We start from the raw sequence: 16,856 nt of genomic DNA on the forward strand, positions 1-16,856 counted from the left end.
AGGATGAGGGAAACACTCTATTTCGGCGGTCCCATCCTGACGATGGACGCCGACAATTCCCGACCCGAGGCGGTGTTGGTGCGGGACGAAGTCATCAATGCGGTGGGGGACGAAGCAACGCTGCGGCGGCAGATGTCATCCGATGCGGGTGCTTGTGACCTGGCGGGCCAGACCCTGATCCCGGCCTTCATCGACTCGCACGGCCACTTCCCCGATCCCGGCTTCATCCAGCTGTTTCGGGTTGATCTTGCATCACCTCCGCGCGGCGCGTGTATGGATATGGCGCAAGCTTTGGAAAAGCTGCGCTGCCGGGCCGAAGAGACGCCCGAGGGCGATTGGGTGATGGGCGTTTTGTTCGACAACACCGCCATTTCAGAAGGCCGCATGCCCTCCCGGGCCGAACTGGATGATGTCTCAACGGCGCATCCAATCTGGGTTCTGCATGCTTCGGGTCACAACGGCGCGGCCAATTCGATGGCGCTGAAGCTGCATGGCGTCAATCGCGACACCCCGGACCCGGCCGGAGGGCGTTATGGCCGCGACCCCGATACCGGTGCCCTGACGGGACTTGTCGAAGGGCTGTCGGCCATGGGCGAAATGGGCGACACTGATTTTCTGATCGACCGGGACAGGTTCTGGCAAGGGTTCAACGCCTGCCGTGATGAGTATTTGTCCCGCGGTGTAACTTATGCACAGAACGCTTGGGCATCGCAGGTTATGCTCGACCACTTTGCCAGCCTTCCTGCCGATCAGGATCCCGGCATTGATTTGGAATTGTTGCCAATTGCCGATCTGGAACCGGCTCTGAGCCAGGGCTGGATCGACAATAACTGGCCCGGCAACCCACATTTTACGCTGGGTGCGCGCAAGCTGTTTACCGATGGTGCATTCCAGTTACAGACTGCCTATCTGTCTGCGCCCTACCACAAGTCGCTGGACCCCGATCACCCCTGTGGCATGATCTATGCCACGCAGGTCGACATGGATTCCGAGGTTCTCCGCCTACACGCTATGGGGTTTCAGATCCATTGCCATTGCAACGGGGATGCCGGGGCCGAGATGTTCATCGATGCGGTGGACAAGGCCTTGCTAGCGCATCCGCGAGACGATCACCGCCATACAATCATCCACGGCCAGGTTCTGCGCGACGATCAACTGGACCGCATGGCGCGGCTTGGAATAACTGTCAGCTTCTTTTCAGCACATGTGCATTTCTGGGGGGACCGACATTACGATACCTTCCTCGGCCCGGAACGCGCTGAACGGATTTCGCCAGCCGCAACTGCGGAACGATACGGTGTACGCTATACTATCCACAATGACGCGTCGGTTACGCCAACGCGGCCAATCCATCTGGCGCATTGCGCGGTGAATCGACTGACTGCATCCGGCCGGCAACTGGGTGAAAAGGAAAAGGTCAGCGTACTGTCTGCGCTACGGGCACAAACCATCGATGCGGCGTGGCAAGTGTTCAAAGAAGATCAGCGCGGTTCGATTGAGCCCGGAAAACTGGCAGATTTCGCCATCCTTTCTCGCAATCCCCTAGATGATCCTGAACGGCTACTCGACACATCGATTGTTGCAACCATCCGGCGAGGTCAGATTGTGTTTGGCACCACCAAATCCAGAAAAGAACTGGAATTTTAGAATGACAGCCAAACGCATTGCCATTGCCGGATTTCAACACGAAACCAACTGCTTCGGAGCGACCAAAGCGGGTCTGCCCGAGTTCGAGATGGCAGATTCCTGGCCCGAAATGTTGCATGGCGCGCGTGTCATCGCAGACACCAAAGGCATGAACCTACCCATCGCCGGGTTTTCTTCCGCCGCGAACCAGGCAGGTTTCGAGCTTTTCCCAATCCTGTGGTGTGCGGCAGAACCTAGCGCTCATGTCACGGATCACGCGTTCGAGAAGATATGTACTATGATCTTGGATGGCCTTCGCGGCGCGGGACCGCTGGACGGAGTGTATCTCGACCTGCACGGTGCCATGGTGACTGAAAGCCTTGCCGATGGTGAGGGAGAGCTGTTGCGCCGAGTACGTGATCTGGTAGGGCAGGACGTTCCGGTCGTGGCGAGCCTGGACCTGCATGCCAATATCTCTGACCAGATGATCTCGCAGGCGGACTATCTGGCAATTTTCCGCACGTACCCGCACCTCGATATGGGCGAAACCGGTGCACGATGCGTACCGGTTCTGCAAAGGCTACTGGCCGGAGAGAAACTGCACAAAGCCTTCCGGCAGGTGCCCTATCTGATCCCATTGCATGCGCAATACACCTGGGCCGCACCGTTTGATGAGATTTATCAGTTGCCCACCCGGTTCGAACAGGCCCATGTCTATGCAGAAATCGCGCTGGGTTTTACAGCGGCCGACTATCCCGACACTGGTCCGTCCTGCGTTGCCTACGCGACCAGTGCCGCGCAAGCGACCGCCGCAGTAGATCAAATTGTCGACCTTTTTCTGGCCCGAGAACCTGATGTGGACTGCTCTATGTTGTCGTTGGACGAAGCCGTTCTGGCCTGTCGTTGGCATCGCGACAAACCGCTCGTGTTAGCGGATGTACAGGACAACGCAGGCGCAGGCGGCACATCCGATACCACCGGACTTCTGGCCGCTTTGATAGAGGGGGACGCGCAGAAGGTGTTGATGGGTCTCTTCCACGACGCCGAAAGCGCAGAGAAAGCGCATCGTGCAGGCCAAGGCGCAAAATTGAACCTGGCCATCGGCGGAAAATCAGGTCTGCCCGGACACCACCCCGTTGTGGCAAAGTTCGAAGTTCTGGCGATCGGAGATGGCATCTGCCGATACTCAGGTGAGATGTACGGAGGCGGCATCGCGACGCTTGGCAAAACGGCCGCTCTGAGGATGATAGAGTCTGGCGCGAAGATAGACTTGGTCGTCACCAGTGTGCGGAACCAATGCCTAGACCGCGCTCATTTCACCCATATCGGCCTGAATCCCACATCCTATTCAGTGATCTGTGTCAAAAGCACCACACATTTCCGGGCGGATTTCCAACCCATCGCAAGCGACGTGAAAGCCGTTGCCGCTCCAGGCACATTTCTCTGCGATCTGGACCAGATCCCCTATTACAACATCGGAGGCAAACGCCGCATCGAAACAAGTGGACCCAAAACCAGAAACCATTGATTTCCAACCCGCATCGCAGCTCGCAATCGACATAGCAGGCGCAGAAACTGCATCGAGATCCCGCTCGTAAACTAAGAGATTGGAAACTTCTCGCTTCACGTTTTGACAATGCTGCGTCATCATTCGCTTCAAACCTACAGAAGATTGGGCTTAAACCGCTTCTGTTCGGCAGAAACCCAAACCCGTCATGACCAAGCTTTGATGGAGCAACCTTGTGGGGCATCCCGACCCAGCGAACGGACCCTGCTAGCGACACACCATTATGGAAGCGGTTGCGCACGTTGATCGTATAAGCCATCGTTTGGACGAGTTCGAAGTCTCAACCTTGCGCCTCTGGCAATCAGAAAAAATGTTTGGATCAGAAAAAATGCAGCGATTAGTTATTCTTGGCGCGGGGGGAAATGGGCGCGTTGCCGCTGAAATTGCGGAGCTGTCAGGATGGAAACAAGTTGTGTTTCTTGACCCCAATTGGGAAAGCCAACGCCAAAGTGGTATTTGGCCAGTAGTCGATGATGATCGCACGGATGTGCTGATGAGTCAGCCTCATGACAGCTTTTTCTTTGTTGGAGTAGGTGACAATAAGAAACGTGCATTTTTACAAGAACGACTAGAAGATCTTAATCTGCCTATCGCCACTTTGGTGCACCCCAAAGCAATCGTGTCTCGTTATGCAGACGTTGCACCAGGCTGTTTGATTTCAGCCGGTGCCGTTGTGAATATCGGCTGCAAGATTGAACGCGGGACAATCGTAAACACAAATGCCATTATCGACCATGACAGCAGCGTCGGCGCATTTTGCCATGTAGCGCCCGGTTCTCAGATCGCAGCAGATGTTACTTTGGGTGAGCGGGTATTCATAGGCGTCGGGGCAAGCGTGCGAAATGGAATTACAATCCTGGCCGGAGCGGTTGTTGGCGCAGGCGCTACGGTGATCAAAACGGTCGCGGCGGAGCAGTTAGTCGCTGGCACTCCGGCCCGCCCACTAAACCGCACTGATCGCTAACACTCTCATAAAAAGGATTATTTAAACCGGAAATGGTAAATGCGTAAACTATCTTGCACAATATGGTTTCAATCTTCATCGCGGGCAACATTGTCTCGGACGAAACTAAGAAAGTTTGCCTTTCGATTGCGTGCACGGCGTAGGATATTGGTGTTCTTTCAAACCCAGATACCGAAGGAGCATGCAAAACAGATCAAACGGTACAAGCGTTTGGGATTGATCGAAGTTTTCCAGGTTGACGGTCTGGCGGGTTTCTACTCCGAAACGGACTTTCAGATCGCCATCCAGACTCAATTTTTGGCAAAGTACATCGTGTCAAAAATTGCCCCGTCAATGCTATCGAAATCCGGGTTCAGTTTTGACAGAATAGACATATCCAATATGTCTGCAGGTTTAGAGTTACAGCTGGCCGATAACCTCTATTCGAGAATCAGACAGTTTCTTGCGATATTTGATGAGTGCAAGGTCGATAAGAACGATCTTTGGGAAGACTTTGGGAATTCACTTTTGACAAATCTCAATGCCCAGAGCCTTTGTTATCCAGGGCGTTATCAGGAATGGCCGGCCCACGTTAATCTAGTAGCAAAGGAACCAAACTTCTTTAGACCTGACATTGAAACTTCAGGGTTTGGGCATTTCCCAGATTCACGGCCTCAGACACTCCTTTTAGGGAACCCAGGGCAGCCGACATATCTTCGATCCGCTGAAGCGATCGGCTACGCCGAACTAAAGATGGGAAAGCGTTTTGACGCGATTTTCGAAGTTCGACACCCTAATAAGATAGCTCCTTTGCATTGGGGTGATGAGTTTGTCTGTCACTCTTCGGAGTTCTATCTGAATTCACCGGAACCGGCCCTTGGTGACGCAAAACTAAGACTGGCACTACCCGAACAGAATACCTGCAAAACGGTACATGCGCAGTTGTCCAAATCCGACCCGCTTTTGGTACAAAGATTTGGGTTTAACCCAGAGAATTGGTTTGCTCTGTTGTTAAATGAAACACTCGCAGCAACGAATAGCAGACTGCCCAGGATAGCAGGGTTCTATTACTGCCTCATGAACCATCCGCAGTTTCAGAATATCGAAACGCTCGTTTGCTCACCCAGCCGTTCCGCAGTTTTTGTCCCCGTCGCCTTGGGCCTGAAGCTAAAAGGCGTCAAGACCATAGAATATCAGGCTTTTTTCTGGAGCGCCCATCCCAGGTATCAAGTCCTTGATATGGATCTCTTTGTCTGCTCGGATGCAGCAACAATGAAGGTTATCGAAGAGAAAATCGACCGCGTTGGCCACGAGACTAAAGTTGTGCTTGGACCATCTTTTGGCATGGCAAATTTCATGAAAGACTACGCGGTTTCTTTGTCAAAAGAACCCGAGGAAGAATCACCTAAACCAATAGGTATTGCCCTGCAACCGATCAATGATAAGGAATTCGAAGCCGCGTGCCGTCTAATTAGGGACGCCGGGTACGATATTCTGTGTCGACCACATCCAAGGTTAGACCGGGCTCGGGTCAAAGCCCAGTTTGGGAGGTACGGCCAAATCGATGACGGCACACTTGTGGACTTCATCCGAAACACTTCTCTGGTTGTAACCGGGTTTTCAAACGTTGCATTGCAAACTGCTTTGGTGGGTAAAACCGCTGTCTGCCTACCCGTGCCAAATCTTTTGGGATTGAACCTGTCAGATGCTTCGCAACACATTCACCTGTGTAATGACTTGGAAGATCTTCACAGATTTCTGGGTACAAGTGAACATATCAACGAAACCCCAGGTTTTCACGATCCTATCAGCCATTGGTGCGAGATCAGGCGGGCAGATACGCCTGACCAGATATCGACATTTCAGGCTAATGGATAAACGCTTGCGCGATCAACGTCACTTAACGGCAACGCAATGACTGAAGTCGTCTCGATTGCCTTGCGAGCTGCAATCATAACTTCCAGAGCTAATGTCGCGTCGATCAACGAAGCGCCGCCTTCGCTGCGGTCATTTAACAGATCAAGAAACACGTCACGCGTATGATTGACTACATCGCCGGGAACAAAATCCTTCCACGGAATCTCCTGTAAGGCAGCACCATAGAAATGCTTCGGGAGGTCTTGTGTTTCTGGTTTACGTACAAAGACTTGAGGAGGTTCCGAAGTGAATGGCATCAGCACGCGCCCGCGTTCAAATCGGAACTCATATCCGCCGATGACACCGATATCATCACCGATCTCCAACAGCAAACGTCGTTGTTTGGGATAACTTACAAGAACGGCACCTCCCACGTCTTTGAATTGCGGGCCACGTGGGTTTGTTGACTCTGGCTGAGTACCAACCGCTGAAACGTAAAGGGGAGTATCGGAGAACATCCAATTTGCGAGATCAAAATAATGTGTGCCTAGGTTTCCCAATCCACCAGCACCTTGTGTGATTACAAAGGATTGCAATTTCCCGAATTGAGAATCCCCATCAAACTGGCGTATTGTTCGAAGCACATTCCAGCACCGGTGATTGTGATTGACCAACGCATTGATACTATTTTCCTTAGCGATCCGCACCATCTCCAAACCGTCAGCAACTGAACAAGCGACCGGTTTTTCTACCAGAACCATTTTCACGCCTGCATCGACCAAAGCGCGGAACAAATCAGCGTGGCTATCGGCAGTCGTCGAAATTGCTACGATGTCTGGAACGTTAGCGAGAAAGGCATCCATCGAATTAACTAGAACCGACACTAGCGTCGCGTCTTGTGTCACGCCCCACGGCTCATCAGAACTGTCCAGAACCGTAGCAAGTTCAAGGCCAGCTGCGCGCCCAGCAAGCACAGTGCGATAGCCCATGCGCCCCAGGCCAATTACTCCAAAGCTCTTTGTCATCTTTATCCTTCGCTATCTGTCACGATCTTGCGCGCGCGCTGCAAATCCTCGGGCCTACCGATATCGATCCAATCTCCGCTTGTCGGAAAAATGCGCGTATTGATTTTTTGCTCGCGCAAAACATCGAACAATGAGGGCAGATCGAAGAATGTTCCGCTTGGAACGTGATCAATGGCAGTGCGATCTAGCACATAATACCCGGCATTTATGAAGTACTTATAGGTGGGTTTCTCGCTCAGAGACTTTATTTCGAAACCTTCGGTCTCCACGACTCCGAAGGGAATTTCGATTTCATGTTCTCGCACTGCCATCGTCGCACAGGATTTCTGATCCAAGTGGAATTCAAGCATCTCGCGGTAGTTTGTCGAACACAAGATATCCGCGTTGGTGACAAAGAACTGATCAAAGACACCGGCATCGACCAAGGAAAGTGCACCACCGGTCCCAAGGCGTTCTTGCTCTTCTACGTATTCGATGCGTACACCCAGTTTGTCGCCGGATCCGAAGTGATTACGGATCATCTCAGCCTTGTAGTTGACGCAGAAGATGAAGTTTTCCAAACCGTTGTTTCTGAACCGCTTGATAATTTTCTCAAGGATGGGTTCGCCATCAACTTCCAGAAGCGGCTTCGGTTTGTCTTTGGTCAATTCCCCAAGGCGCGAGCCAAGGCCACCAGCCATGACTACAACAGCTACATTGTCCAGTGTACTACCTGGCAAATGTGGGGAAACAGCAACCGACACGACCGATCCTGTCTGATCAACGATCGGAGCAAAAGTGATTTTGTTGCGCATTAAGAACTTTTGCTGATCCGAGCGAGTTACCCCAGCGTCAATTGTTCGCGGCGATTTATTCATCAAATCTTCTGCAGTCTTGTCGACCAATGGACCTTGAATCATCGCCCGTCGAAGATCTCCGTCGGTCACGGTACCCAGCAGTTTGTTTTCGGGCCCGACTACGAGGGCAAACCCCACGGCTGAGTTATCTATGATCTTAAGAACTTGGCGAAAATCATCCGTCGGAGAGACAAGAATTGAAGCAATTTCTTTCAATGCTCATTTACCTCTTTATTCTCGGGATTTTGCAAATCTTGCTTTGCCAGAAGATCGAATGCCAACTCGGCAAAGCTCCAATCGTCTTCCGTGTCAATATCTAGCGAGTATAAGCTGTCCATCTCGTATATATCTGTTTTATGGCAAATTGCCCTTTGCTGAATAGTCAATGCCTCCCTTGACCACGCATAGATAGACCCATTCAACTGAAAGACTTCTGGTGCATCTTGCCGTCTCTTGACATCGCCGCAAAGAGGCTTGGACAGCGAGTAAGTTCCTTGGTCGGCGTCAAATTCAAGAAGATTGAAATACGGAGAATTCTTGGCGCGCGCTACACTGAGCACACTATCGAGCTTATCGTCTTCGAGCCTAGATACCGCCTCCTGAATATGTCGGCTTTGCCGTAATGGAGATGTTGCCTGCAAAAGCACGACGGTAGTGTATTTCTTGGCAGACAGGGCTTCGCATTCGGAAAGTGCGTGCAATACAACATCCATCGATCCAGCCAAATCTGATGCCAGCTCATCTGGTCGTTTGATACATCTGGTTGCGCCTGTTTCCTTTGCGATCGCTAGATAGGTGTCGCTATCACTGGAAACCGCGACTTCCGTAAATATGCCAGCGGCGACCGCATGTTGGACGCTATGGGCCAACAAAGGTTGGCCACGAAAATCCCGGATGTTCTTGTGTGGAACACCTTTGGACCCCGCCCTAACCGGGATGATGCACAACCTCTCAGTCATTAATCGGGTCACCTTCACGATAGTCTTTTGAAGCTGATGTACCAAGCATCTCCCAAAACAACAGCGGGTCCTTGCCAGACGCCGCACGCTTTGTTGATAGATTTTCCAGCGTGAAAGGATTTCCTTTGGAAATGTCCGCCTTTGCTACCAGACGTTTTCGTGCCGCATTCATCGTGCTGCGCTCTTCTGGCGTACAGCATTTGACAGAAGAGCCGAGCATTGCTTCGACTTCTCTGACGCTAGAAAAAATAGCGGCAATTTCATCGGGCTCAGCTGAAGCCGCGTGATCAGGACCCTCTAGCGAATTGTCGAGTGTAAGGTGTTTTTCTATGCAGCACGCACCAAGCGCGGCAGCCGCAATTGAAGCGGTTCCACCCAGCGTATGGTCAGAATAGCCGACACGCAAACCAAACGCTGAGCGGATGGTGTTGATTGTATGCAAATTTGTAGCTTCTGGGCTGGATGGATAATTTGAAACGCAGTGCAGGATGGTCACTTTGTCTTGCAGACCTGCGCGCAGTTCCGGATCCGCCCACGCCATACTCATATCGTGCCTACTGGGGGCAGCAGGTGGTGCCAGACAATATCCTAACGCTAGAAGACCCAGAGCGCGCTCAATTTCCCCCAAGTCGGACATTCCGGTCGATAGAATAATATCGCATCCGGTCTGTGCCGCAGCATAAAGCAATGGCCCGTTATTAAGATCACCCGAACCAATTTTTAACAGGCGTTGCCCAAGCCCCTTGGTCAATAATTCGAGGCTCACAATATCAAAAGGTGTCGATAGGAAACCAATTCCGCGTTCCGAACACTTCTGAATGAGGGTGTGATGCGCAGCTTCGTTCAATTCCAGATCGATGAGCATTTCAAGCTGCGTTTTACTGGAACCGATCTGTTGCTCTTGATAGTCGGCCAACGCAGCAGACTTTGATACCATCGCTTTGGCAGAGAAGGTTTGAAACTTGATCAGGTCAGCCCCGGCATCGGCGGCTGCATCGACCAACGCAAGGGCTTTGTCCAGCTCCCCGTTATGGTTTACACCGGCTTCGGCAATGAGGGTTATTTTGCTATTCAGCATGATTACGACTTTCTATCGCAGACTGTGGAAGCGCTTCGCCAGTATTTCGTGGCGCGAGCGATTGCGGGATACTGATCGCAAAGCGTCAACGATTTTCGCCGCACTGTGTCCATCCCCATACGGATTGACCACGTCTTTGTCCGAATACTCCGTTGTTGCGTGAATAGATGCCAGGATCTCATCTTTTGTACCGGCGCAATCGAAGACACTTGTTGCGCGCAATCGGCCTTTTTGTCGGTCCCCAATATTGATTGTTGGGACCGACAAGCTAGGGATTTCGTAGAGGCCGCTGGACGAATTGCCGATGACGGCCTGCACTTGACGAACAGTGTTGAAGTAGAGGGTCTGACCCAAGCTTTTTTTGAAAATGGAACTTGGCCGCTGAGCAACATAGGCTTGTAAAGCGGCATTGAATTCTGCCCCGCCTGTATCGGCATTGGCACCAGTGAAAATTAGCTGCGCGTCTGGAAGCTCGTCCAATGCCGCCAATAATGCCTGCAATTCTGAGCGACCGAAATCTTCTTTCAAAGTAGTGGGATGCAACGTGATCAGGTAAGTAGAGACACCATCAGATAAGCCCAATGCTGCAAAAACATCGGCTCGCGACATCTGTGGTATGTTGTGCAACGCATCAAGCCCCGGGCTGCCCACATTTACTACGCGCCAGGGTTCTTCTCCCATCTGAAGCACATTCTGCGCCGCATCATCGGTCGACGTACAATGCAGATGGCTTAGTTTTGTAATCGCATGCCTGAAGGCGTCGTCATAGGCTTCTTCGGTGACATCACCACCGCACAAATGGCAAACGGGAAATCGATGAAGGGCCGCGGCTGTGGCAGCCCCTAGAACCTCGAACCGATCGCCCAGAAGCACGACCCAATCGGGCGCCAACCGCCCGAGAGCCTGAGCTACGCCCATGGTTGCAAGCCCTGCACTGACTGCCGGGCCAGTTGCAGTGCTGCTATCAAGGTACATCTCAACTGTCTGATCGACTCGAAATCCGTCTTGTTCAATTTCTGAAATCGTGGCGCCTTGTGACGTTGCGAGGTGCCCTCCCCCTGCGATAATACTCAACCTCAGCCCATCACAGTCAGCAATTTTGTACATAGGCCAACGTAGTAGTGAATAATCCGCACGACCTGTCGTGATGCAGGTCACATGGAGGTCTGAATCTTGCACCTGTCGCTCCTGAAAATGTCTTGTTTCTGCTCGGTTTCTATTTCATTCGCTCGTGCCATGCCACCTGTTTGCAGACTTTTTTGCTGCTTGACCAGAGGCCAAAATTACCGGAAAAGCCGCATCATTAGAAATGGAGTGTCCTATGGAGCAGAAGGATTTATCACCCCTTGCAACGGGGCGAGTTGAAAGCCTTTTCCAAAGTGATCTCTGGGCTAAACGCGACGAGATTCATCGTGTTATGAATGGCGCGCGCGTTCTAGTAATCGGCGGTGCTGGCTCAATCGGCAGTTCCACAGTCAACGAGATTTTGCCGTTTCGGCCGGCCGCACTGCATGTCATCGATCAGAATGAAAACGAATTGGCAGAATTGGTGCGCAATCTACGGTCGGCGGAATCGCCAATAGACGTAAATGACTTCCGCACGCTGCCACTTGACTATGGTTCGCCCGCATTTCGAGCGTTTGTGAGAAATGAAGGACCCTATAACTTTGTTCTGAATTTTGCTGCCATTAAACATGTAAGATCCGAGAAGGACGGCTACTCAACGCTTCAGATGTTTGAAACAAACATCCTGAAGCAGGCGCGCCTCGTAGAGCTGTTAAAACATGTCGGATTTGACGGAAGATATTTCAGTGTCTCCACGGATAAAGCTGCAAATCCAACATCTTTGATGGGCGCCTCAAAGCGAGTCATGGAACATGTGATGTTCGATGACGGATTGATCGACGGTCTTAACTGCACGATCACTTCTGCCCGTTTCGCAAATGTCGCCTTCTCCAATGGATCTCTACTTCAGAGCTTTGAGAAGCGCCTACAAAAAGACCAACCTTTGGCCGCACCTAAAGGCACGCGGCGTTACTTTGTGTCGCTGAAGGAAAGCGGCCAGCTATGCCTATTGGCCGCGACAACCGCCCCGCACAAGCATATTATGGTACCAGATCTCGACCCAGAAACTGCGCTTGTAGAAATGCAATCCGTTGCCGAAAATGTTCTGATGGCGAACGGTTATCAGCCAAAGCACTACACTGATGAGGCGCAGGCCTGCGTTACGGTATTAGCCGACAAAGCAACAGGGCATTGGCCTTTACTTCTAACTCCATTGTCGACTTCGGGCGAGAAGCCTTACGAGGAATTCGTCGCCAACGGCGAGACCTGCGTTGAGCTAGGATACGATGCTCTTTTAGGCGTTCAATACCTACCGCTCGAAGACGCGGGCGTCATGAGGCAACTTCTTGCTGAAATGCAAGAAATATTCAAGAGGGCTGAATCCGAGGCGATCTCTAAGGAATCCCTGAAAGCTCTGATCGCCCTTGCGGAGCCAGCATTCCTCGACAGCCACAAGGAAACTGGCATGAACCTTGATCAAAGGGTATAGCTATGATCCCCCTGTGCATTCCGAATATTTCTGGCAACGAAGGCAAATATCTCGCCGAGTGCGTGTCCTCGACTTTCGTGTCATCCGTAGGCCCATTTGTGGACCAGTTCGAAGCGAGAACCAAAGAGGTAACCGGCGCAGCCTGGGCAGTCGCAACCTCGGCAGGCACGACGGCTTTGCACACCGCCTTGCATTCGTTGGGTGTAGGCCCCGGAGATCATGTGATCATTCCTTCACTGACATTTATTGCTACGGCAAACGCAGTCTCGCACTGCCATGCGGCGCCGATCATCATTGATGTCGACGAAGAACGTTGGGGTATGGATGCAAGCCTCTTGTCTGAGTTGTTGGCACGCGAATGTACCCGCGATGCGAGTGGAGTTTTGCGTTATTCTAAGACAGGTGGGGCAGTCAAAGCAGTCATGCCTGTTTTCGCAATGGGGCTGCCCGCAGATATGGATGCGATTGTTACTGTAGCTAAGTCTCATAAACTGCCCATCGTCGCCGATGCTGCCGCTGCTATTGGCGCCACTTACAAAGACCGACCTCTTGCGCAGATGGGTGCGGATCTGACGGCATTGTCCTTCAACGGAAACAAGCTGGTGACATCAGGAGGAGGAGGTGCGATCGTCTCGGGAAAAGACGTCGGTGGAGCGGAGATCAAACACCTGACGTCGACTGCGCGTGTCGGTGCCGCATATGATCACGACATCATCGGCTTCAATTACCGAATGACAAATGTACAAGCCGCAGTGGGTGTCGCCCAGCTTGAACGTCTTGATGAGTTTCTTCGAAACAAGGCCAAGATCGCCGCAACTTATGCCAGCCAATTTGAGGACTTGAATGGAGTTCTTTCGTTTCCCTCGCCCGATGACAGCAACGGTTCAAATTGGCTGTCGGGTATTTATCTTCCGGATGCGTCGCTTGCGTTAATGTCTCAGTTGCGAGAAGCGCTTTCGCACAATGGGATCGAAGGCAGGGCCTTCTGGAAGCCCATTCACATGCAAGCCCCATATAAGAGCTGTCCGCATATGTTGAGCGGAAGATCAGAAGCCATCTGGGAACGTGTTCAACCATTGCCCTGCTCCACCCATCTCGAGGATCTTGAACAAGAACGCGTGATTGAAGCCGTGCGGTCTGTTCTGGGGCGGATCTAGTCTAAGTGCCACCAATATCTGATAAAAACCTTGAGCTTTTCATCAGCGCGATAGAGAAGATAGAAGACTTCGAAAAGCAAGGTGTAGTAACGCGCTGGCGCTATCGTGGCTTTCATGTCTGGCCAATCGTCAAGTATGTAATTGTGAAACAGATGGTTTTTGCGATGAACCGCAACTACTCATCTTCCGACCGGTACAAGCGATATCCGAATTTCGCCAAGCGCAACCGGCTTCGACCCGCTTATTCGAGGCTATTAAGTAGAAAGCCAGCCGATAGTCTTCGGTCCGTTGACACTCTGCCGATCGAACAGTTGAAGAACCACAAATACTGGTGTCTTGGTTCGGGATCAGGTTTTTATGATTTGGATGGTGAAAAGGCAAGCCAGCATCACCACGCGCTTCGCGTCGCGTTGATGGAAAATGGGCACCGGAGCATCGGGCTGTACTCAGGGTTCGATCCCGATGCTATGCCAGCTCGCTCGGAATATGGACCTCATGCTTCGCTAGACCCGTTTATTAAAAATGTAGCGCTAACAGCACGAGTACCGAAACTTTCGCACGCGTTTTTGTATAAGCACTTCAAATCACTAGAGTCGGTTGTCAGTCTGACCGGCCATGGTGACACCGAACTGTGTGCTTTCGTCGACACAGTAATTGGGAGAGTTGATCACGCGGCAAACTGCTTTACTTACCTTTTCCGTTCCATGCGGCCGGATGCAATAATTACCAGCAATTATGCGTCGTTTTATGGTTGGGCACTGGCACACGTTTGTCGGCTATACGATATTCCGTACATTGACATCCAGCACGGCATCGAGGGACGTTTCAACGGGTCCTACTATTTCAAAAAAACGCCAAAAATGGATTGGTCGACTTGTCCTACAGCGCATATGTGCTGGACTGAGTCAGACGCCGAAAGCTTCATGAGGCAGAACGCCAAACGCCGTGCTGCGGTCGTTGGTCCGACATGGGAACAGTTTGCCAAGTTTTTGCCTGATCAATCTGACCGCAACCGCAGAACCCTTTCCGACTTTCAATCGCGTAACGGGCCATTAGTGCTATTTGCAGCGCAACAATCTGATGACATTCTGTTGGCCCAAAAATTGCACCAATCCGGCCTCAACATATTATTTCGTTGTCATCCTCTACGAAAAGACGAAACCGAAAAACTTGTGGATGCGACGCAACTAGCGGCGCTGGGATGCTCCTTGGCATTTGAGACACCGCTTCCGTCACTTCTTGATGCAGTTGACGGTGTTATAACGGGATACTCTGCCGTAATCCTCGAAGCATGCCTCAAAGGCGTGGCGGTGTTGGCAACCGGCAGTTATGCTAGCCTTCTGGAGGCAGACTACGCGCGTGAGCTCGACGGACTCCTCACCATCAAATCCGGCATAGCGGGTGATGAAAAGATTTACGCAGTACTAGAATGGGCACGACGAATAGAGCGTGAGAGATCTAGAAAAGTGCAGTCAAGGAAATCGTACTCGGACGCATTGGAAGCTCTGGGAATCACCCAATAGGAAAACGACCCTTCAAAAGTGTGGAGACACTAGTGGTCACGCGACAGTATTTTGGCAAATACCTTCATGCGCGATACCTGATTGCGCATGCTGGGAAGTCGGTGACCATCATGGTAGATAAAGTTGGAAACCATATCAGGCAACCCGGGTTTTAGTCCTTCTGGATCCGCCGCAATCTCGATTGGATTCACTTGGAATGATTCCCGACATTGCTCTGTAAGCGTTTCAAGTGGCTTTAATCGCAGCCGCCTGTTGGCAGTAGCTATTTCGACATTCCAGTTTCCACCAGACCGCCAATCTGCAAAACAACTAAAGAGCGATTGATCTCCGACTAACCCGCAGCTAGCGAACCGTGATCCGTCCGGATGCCAGGGGATTTCACCTTGCCTTACTGCCCCGGAAATTAAGACCTCACCTAAATTCTCGGAGGCCTGACCGAGATAGAAGGCCATGTCAAAAACATGTGACGAATTTGCGTAAGGAAGATTCGCCAAAACCTCAGGTGGGTGCACACCCAAAGATTCGAGCCTGTCTGGTAGTTCTGTGAACTCGAAGTGGATCAATTGCGCACCGCCATCTTCATTGATGAGATCTAATGCATGCTGGGTTGATTTGAAGAATCTTCGGTTGTACGCAACGCGAATGCAGTCTTGCCTATCAAGCTCTGCCAAGGCTTGCATATCCTCAAGGTCTATGCCTCCGGGTTTCTCGACAAGGATTGACTTTATGCCCGCGTCAAGAAGTGAGGCGCAAACCGCAGACAATTGGTTCAAATTTACCGCCACAATTGCTGACGCGCCGCGCACATCCGTTTTCTTGAGCTGCTCTGTAAGCAGGCCTGTTCCGGCTATTATACCGGTTTCCGCTTCAAACCGTTTTGCAGAGTCAACACCTCGCCCCAAACAACGAAAGGAGATGCCCAGATATCTTAGAGTCTTGGCGTAGGCGATTGCCATGTTGCCTGCGCCAACTAGTACGATGTCCACAATACACCTCCGATTACTGAGTGTTCGTTTCACATCAGTCTCTTCAGATGAGGTCAACTACAATCTGAAGGCAAAGAGTGATAATGGTCTTACGGTCGGATTCGAATACCAATGATCAAGCTACAATTTGATGCATAGCGTCAGGTTTCCCAACTATTGGATTACGGTTTCCGCGAGAGCGATGGCTGCGAGGCAGACCTTTGGACAGCAGTCAAAGCGCGTCGCAACGCGCCTCCGGCCCTAGAGCGTGCCGAACATGATCTCGATGCGGTTTCGCCGCTTGAATCGGCGCTTGTCATATTTGAACGGGGTCTTGCGCTACTTTCGGACCAGATTGCAAGCACGTATCCCTTTGTCTCGCAGTGCTTCCCGGAACCTGTCGGCATCGTAGCCGCGTTCCCCAAGCAATCTTTTGACATTTGGAAGGCTGCCAGGCAGCGTGTGTGCGCCAATTTCGTCGCTCACCTGTCCAGCGGTGACAAGCAGGTTGAACGGGCGCCCTTAGCTATCGCAGATGGTGTGCGATTTGGAGTTCATGTCGCCCTTGGCTCGACCATTCAGACGATCACGCCACCTTTTTGGCAACCACTCTGGTCGCGGTACAGTGTGCTTTTAGATAGGCCGCGTCGATCATAACAACCTTTTGCGCGCCGTATTCGGCACCAAGCTCAGCCATTATCCGCGCAAGACCTTGTACAGCCGATGGAAGTGCTGGAGCAGGAAACGTTCTTGCGCGAATAATGGC

General features: G+C 51.7%; 13 protein-coding genes and 2 pseudogenes. 7 read left to right on the forward strand and 8 right to left on the reverse strand.

What is annotated here, in order from left to right; genetic code table 11:
• Positions 1 to 3: 3 nt before the first annotated feature.
• The 4 genes from ACR0MP_RS19170 to ACR0MP_RS19185 all read left to right on the forward strand — a co-directional run bounded on the left by ACR0MP_RS19170 (position 4) and on the right by ACR0MP_RS19185 (position 6,014).
• Positions 4 to 1,647, forward strand: a complete 1,644-nt coding sequence (locus ACR0MP_RS19170) for an amidohydrolase (protein WP_170735972.1) — start codon at positions 4 to 6, stop codon at positions 1,645 to 1,647.
• A gap of 1 nt (position 1,648) precedes the next feature.
• Positions 1,649 to 3,154 (forward strand): M81 family metallopeptidase, encoded by a 1,506-nt coding sequence (locus tag ACR0MP_RS19175; protein WP_170407603.1) that lies wholly within the window; start codon positions 1,649 to 1,651, stop codon positions 3,152 to 3,154.
• 262 nt (positions 3,155 to 3,416) lie between these two features.
• Positions 3,417 to 4,157, forward strand: coding sequence for an acetyltransferase (locus ACR0MP_RS19180; RefSeq protein WP_480893856.1), 741 nt, complete (start codon positions 3,417 to 3,419; stop codon positions 4,155 to 4,157).
• Positions 4,158 to 4,307: 150 nt separating this feature from the next.
• Positions 4,308 to 6,014, forward strand: coding sequence for a hypothetical protein (locus ACR0MP_RS19185; protein ID WP_480893858.1), 1,707 nt, complete (start codon positions 4,308 to 4,310; stop codon positions 6,012 to 6,014).
• Here the strand turns inward: ACR0MP_RS19185 and ACR0MP_RS19190 are convergent.
• From ACR0MP_RS19190 to neuC, 6 genes and pseudogenes are all read right to left on the reverse strand, one after another.
• Positions 5,999 to 7,018, reverse strand: a complete 1,020-nt coding sequence (locus ACR0MP_RS19190) for a Gfo/Idh/MocA family protein (protein ID WP_170407594.1) — start codon at positions 7,016 to 7,018, stop codon at positions 5,999 to 6,001. The two genes, ACR0MP_RS19185 and ACR0MP_RS19190, sit on opposite strands and share 16 nt — an antisense overlap.
• Before the next feature lie 2 nt (positions 7,019 to 7,020).
• Positions 7,021 to 7,812 (reverse strand): nucleotidyltransferase family protein, encoded by a 792-nt coding sequence (locus ACR0MP_RS19195; protein ID WP_480790500.1) that lies wholly within the window; start codon positions 7,810 to 7,812, stop codon positions 7,021 to 7,023.
• Between the two features lie 114 nt (positions 7,813 to 7,926).
• Positions 7,927 to 8,070, reverse strand: a pseudogene (locus tag ACR0MP_RS19200) (CBS domain-containing protein); the annotation flags it as partial.
• Positions 8,067 to 8,813: an acylneuraminate cytidylyltransferase family protein gene (locus ACR0MP_RS19205; protein WP_170407588.1), complete on the reverse strand. Its 747-nt coding sequence runs from the start codon at positions 8,811 to 8,813 to the stop codon at positions 8,067 to 8,069. The pseudogene ACR0MP_RS19200 and the gene ACR0MP_RS19205, both read right to left, overlap by 4 nt.
• Positions 8,806 to 9,891 carry an N-acetylneuraminate synthase gene (gene neuB / locus ACR0MP_RS19210; protein WP_480887600.1) on the reverse strand — a complete coding sequence of 362 codons (1,086 nt, stop codon included), beginning with the start codon at positions 9,889 to 9,891 and terminating at the stop codon, positions 8,806 to 8,808. The genes ACR0MP_RS19205 and neuB overlap by 8 nt, the downstream gene beginning before the upstream one ends.
• A 12-nt stretch (positions 9,892 to 9,903) precedes the next feature.
• On the reverse strand, positions 9,904 to 11,070 hold the full coding sequence (gene neuC / locus ACR0MP_RS19215) for a UDP-N-acetylglucosamine 2-epimerase (RefSeq protein WP_170407582.1): 1,167 nt from the start codon (positions 11,068 to 11,070) through the stop codon (positions 9,904 to 9,906).
• A gap of 142 nt (positions 11,071 to 11,212) precedes the next feature.
• Between neuC and ACR0MP_RS19220 the strand changes: the two genes are divergently transcribed.
• Genes ACR0MP_RS19220 through ACR0MP_RS19230 form a run of 3 tightly spaced genes read left to right on the forward strand, consistent with a single transcriptional unit; the run spans position 11,213 to position 15,125 of the window.
• Positions 11,213 to 12,445 (forward strand): polysaccharide biosynthesis protein, encoded by a 1,233-nt coding sequence (locus tag ACR0MP_RS19220; protein ID WP_170407579.1) that lies wholly within the window; start codon positions 11,213 to 11,215, stop codon positions 12,443 to 12,445.
• A gap of 2 nt (positions 12,446 to 12,447) precedes the next feature.
• Positions 12,448 to 13,602 (forward strand): aminotransferase class I/II-fold pyridoxal phosphate-dependent enzyme, encoded by a 1,155-nt coding sequence (locus ACR0MP_RS19225; protein ID WP_170407576.1) that lies wholly within the window; start codon positions 12,448 to 12,450, stop codon positions 13,600 to 13,602.
• Between the two features lie 5 nt (positions 13,603 to 13,607).
• On the forward strand, positions 13,608 to 15,125 hold the full coding sequence (locus ACR0MP_RS19230) for a hypothetical protein (protein WP_170735981.1): 1,518 nt from the start codon (positions 13,608 to 13,610) through the stop codon (positions 15,123 to 15,125).
• Between the two features lie 29 nt (positions 15,126 to 15,154).
• On the opposite strand, the gene ACR0MP_RS19235 is transcribed toward ACR0MP_RS19230, so the two are convergent.
• Positions 15,155 to 16,111: a Gfo/Idh/MocA family oxidoreductase gene (locus ACR0MP_RS19235; protein WP_170407569.1), complete on the reverse strand. Its 957-nt coding sequence runs from the start codon at positions 16,109 to 16,111 to the stop codon at positions 15,155 to 15,157.
• A gap of 153 nt (positions 16,112 to 16,264) precedes the next feature.
• Positions 16,265 to 16,856, reverse strand: a pseudogene (locus ACR0MP_RS19240) (IS5 family transposase); the annotation flags it as partial.

The organism is Ruegeria sp. K3, from assembly GCF_056531845.1.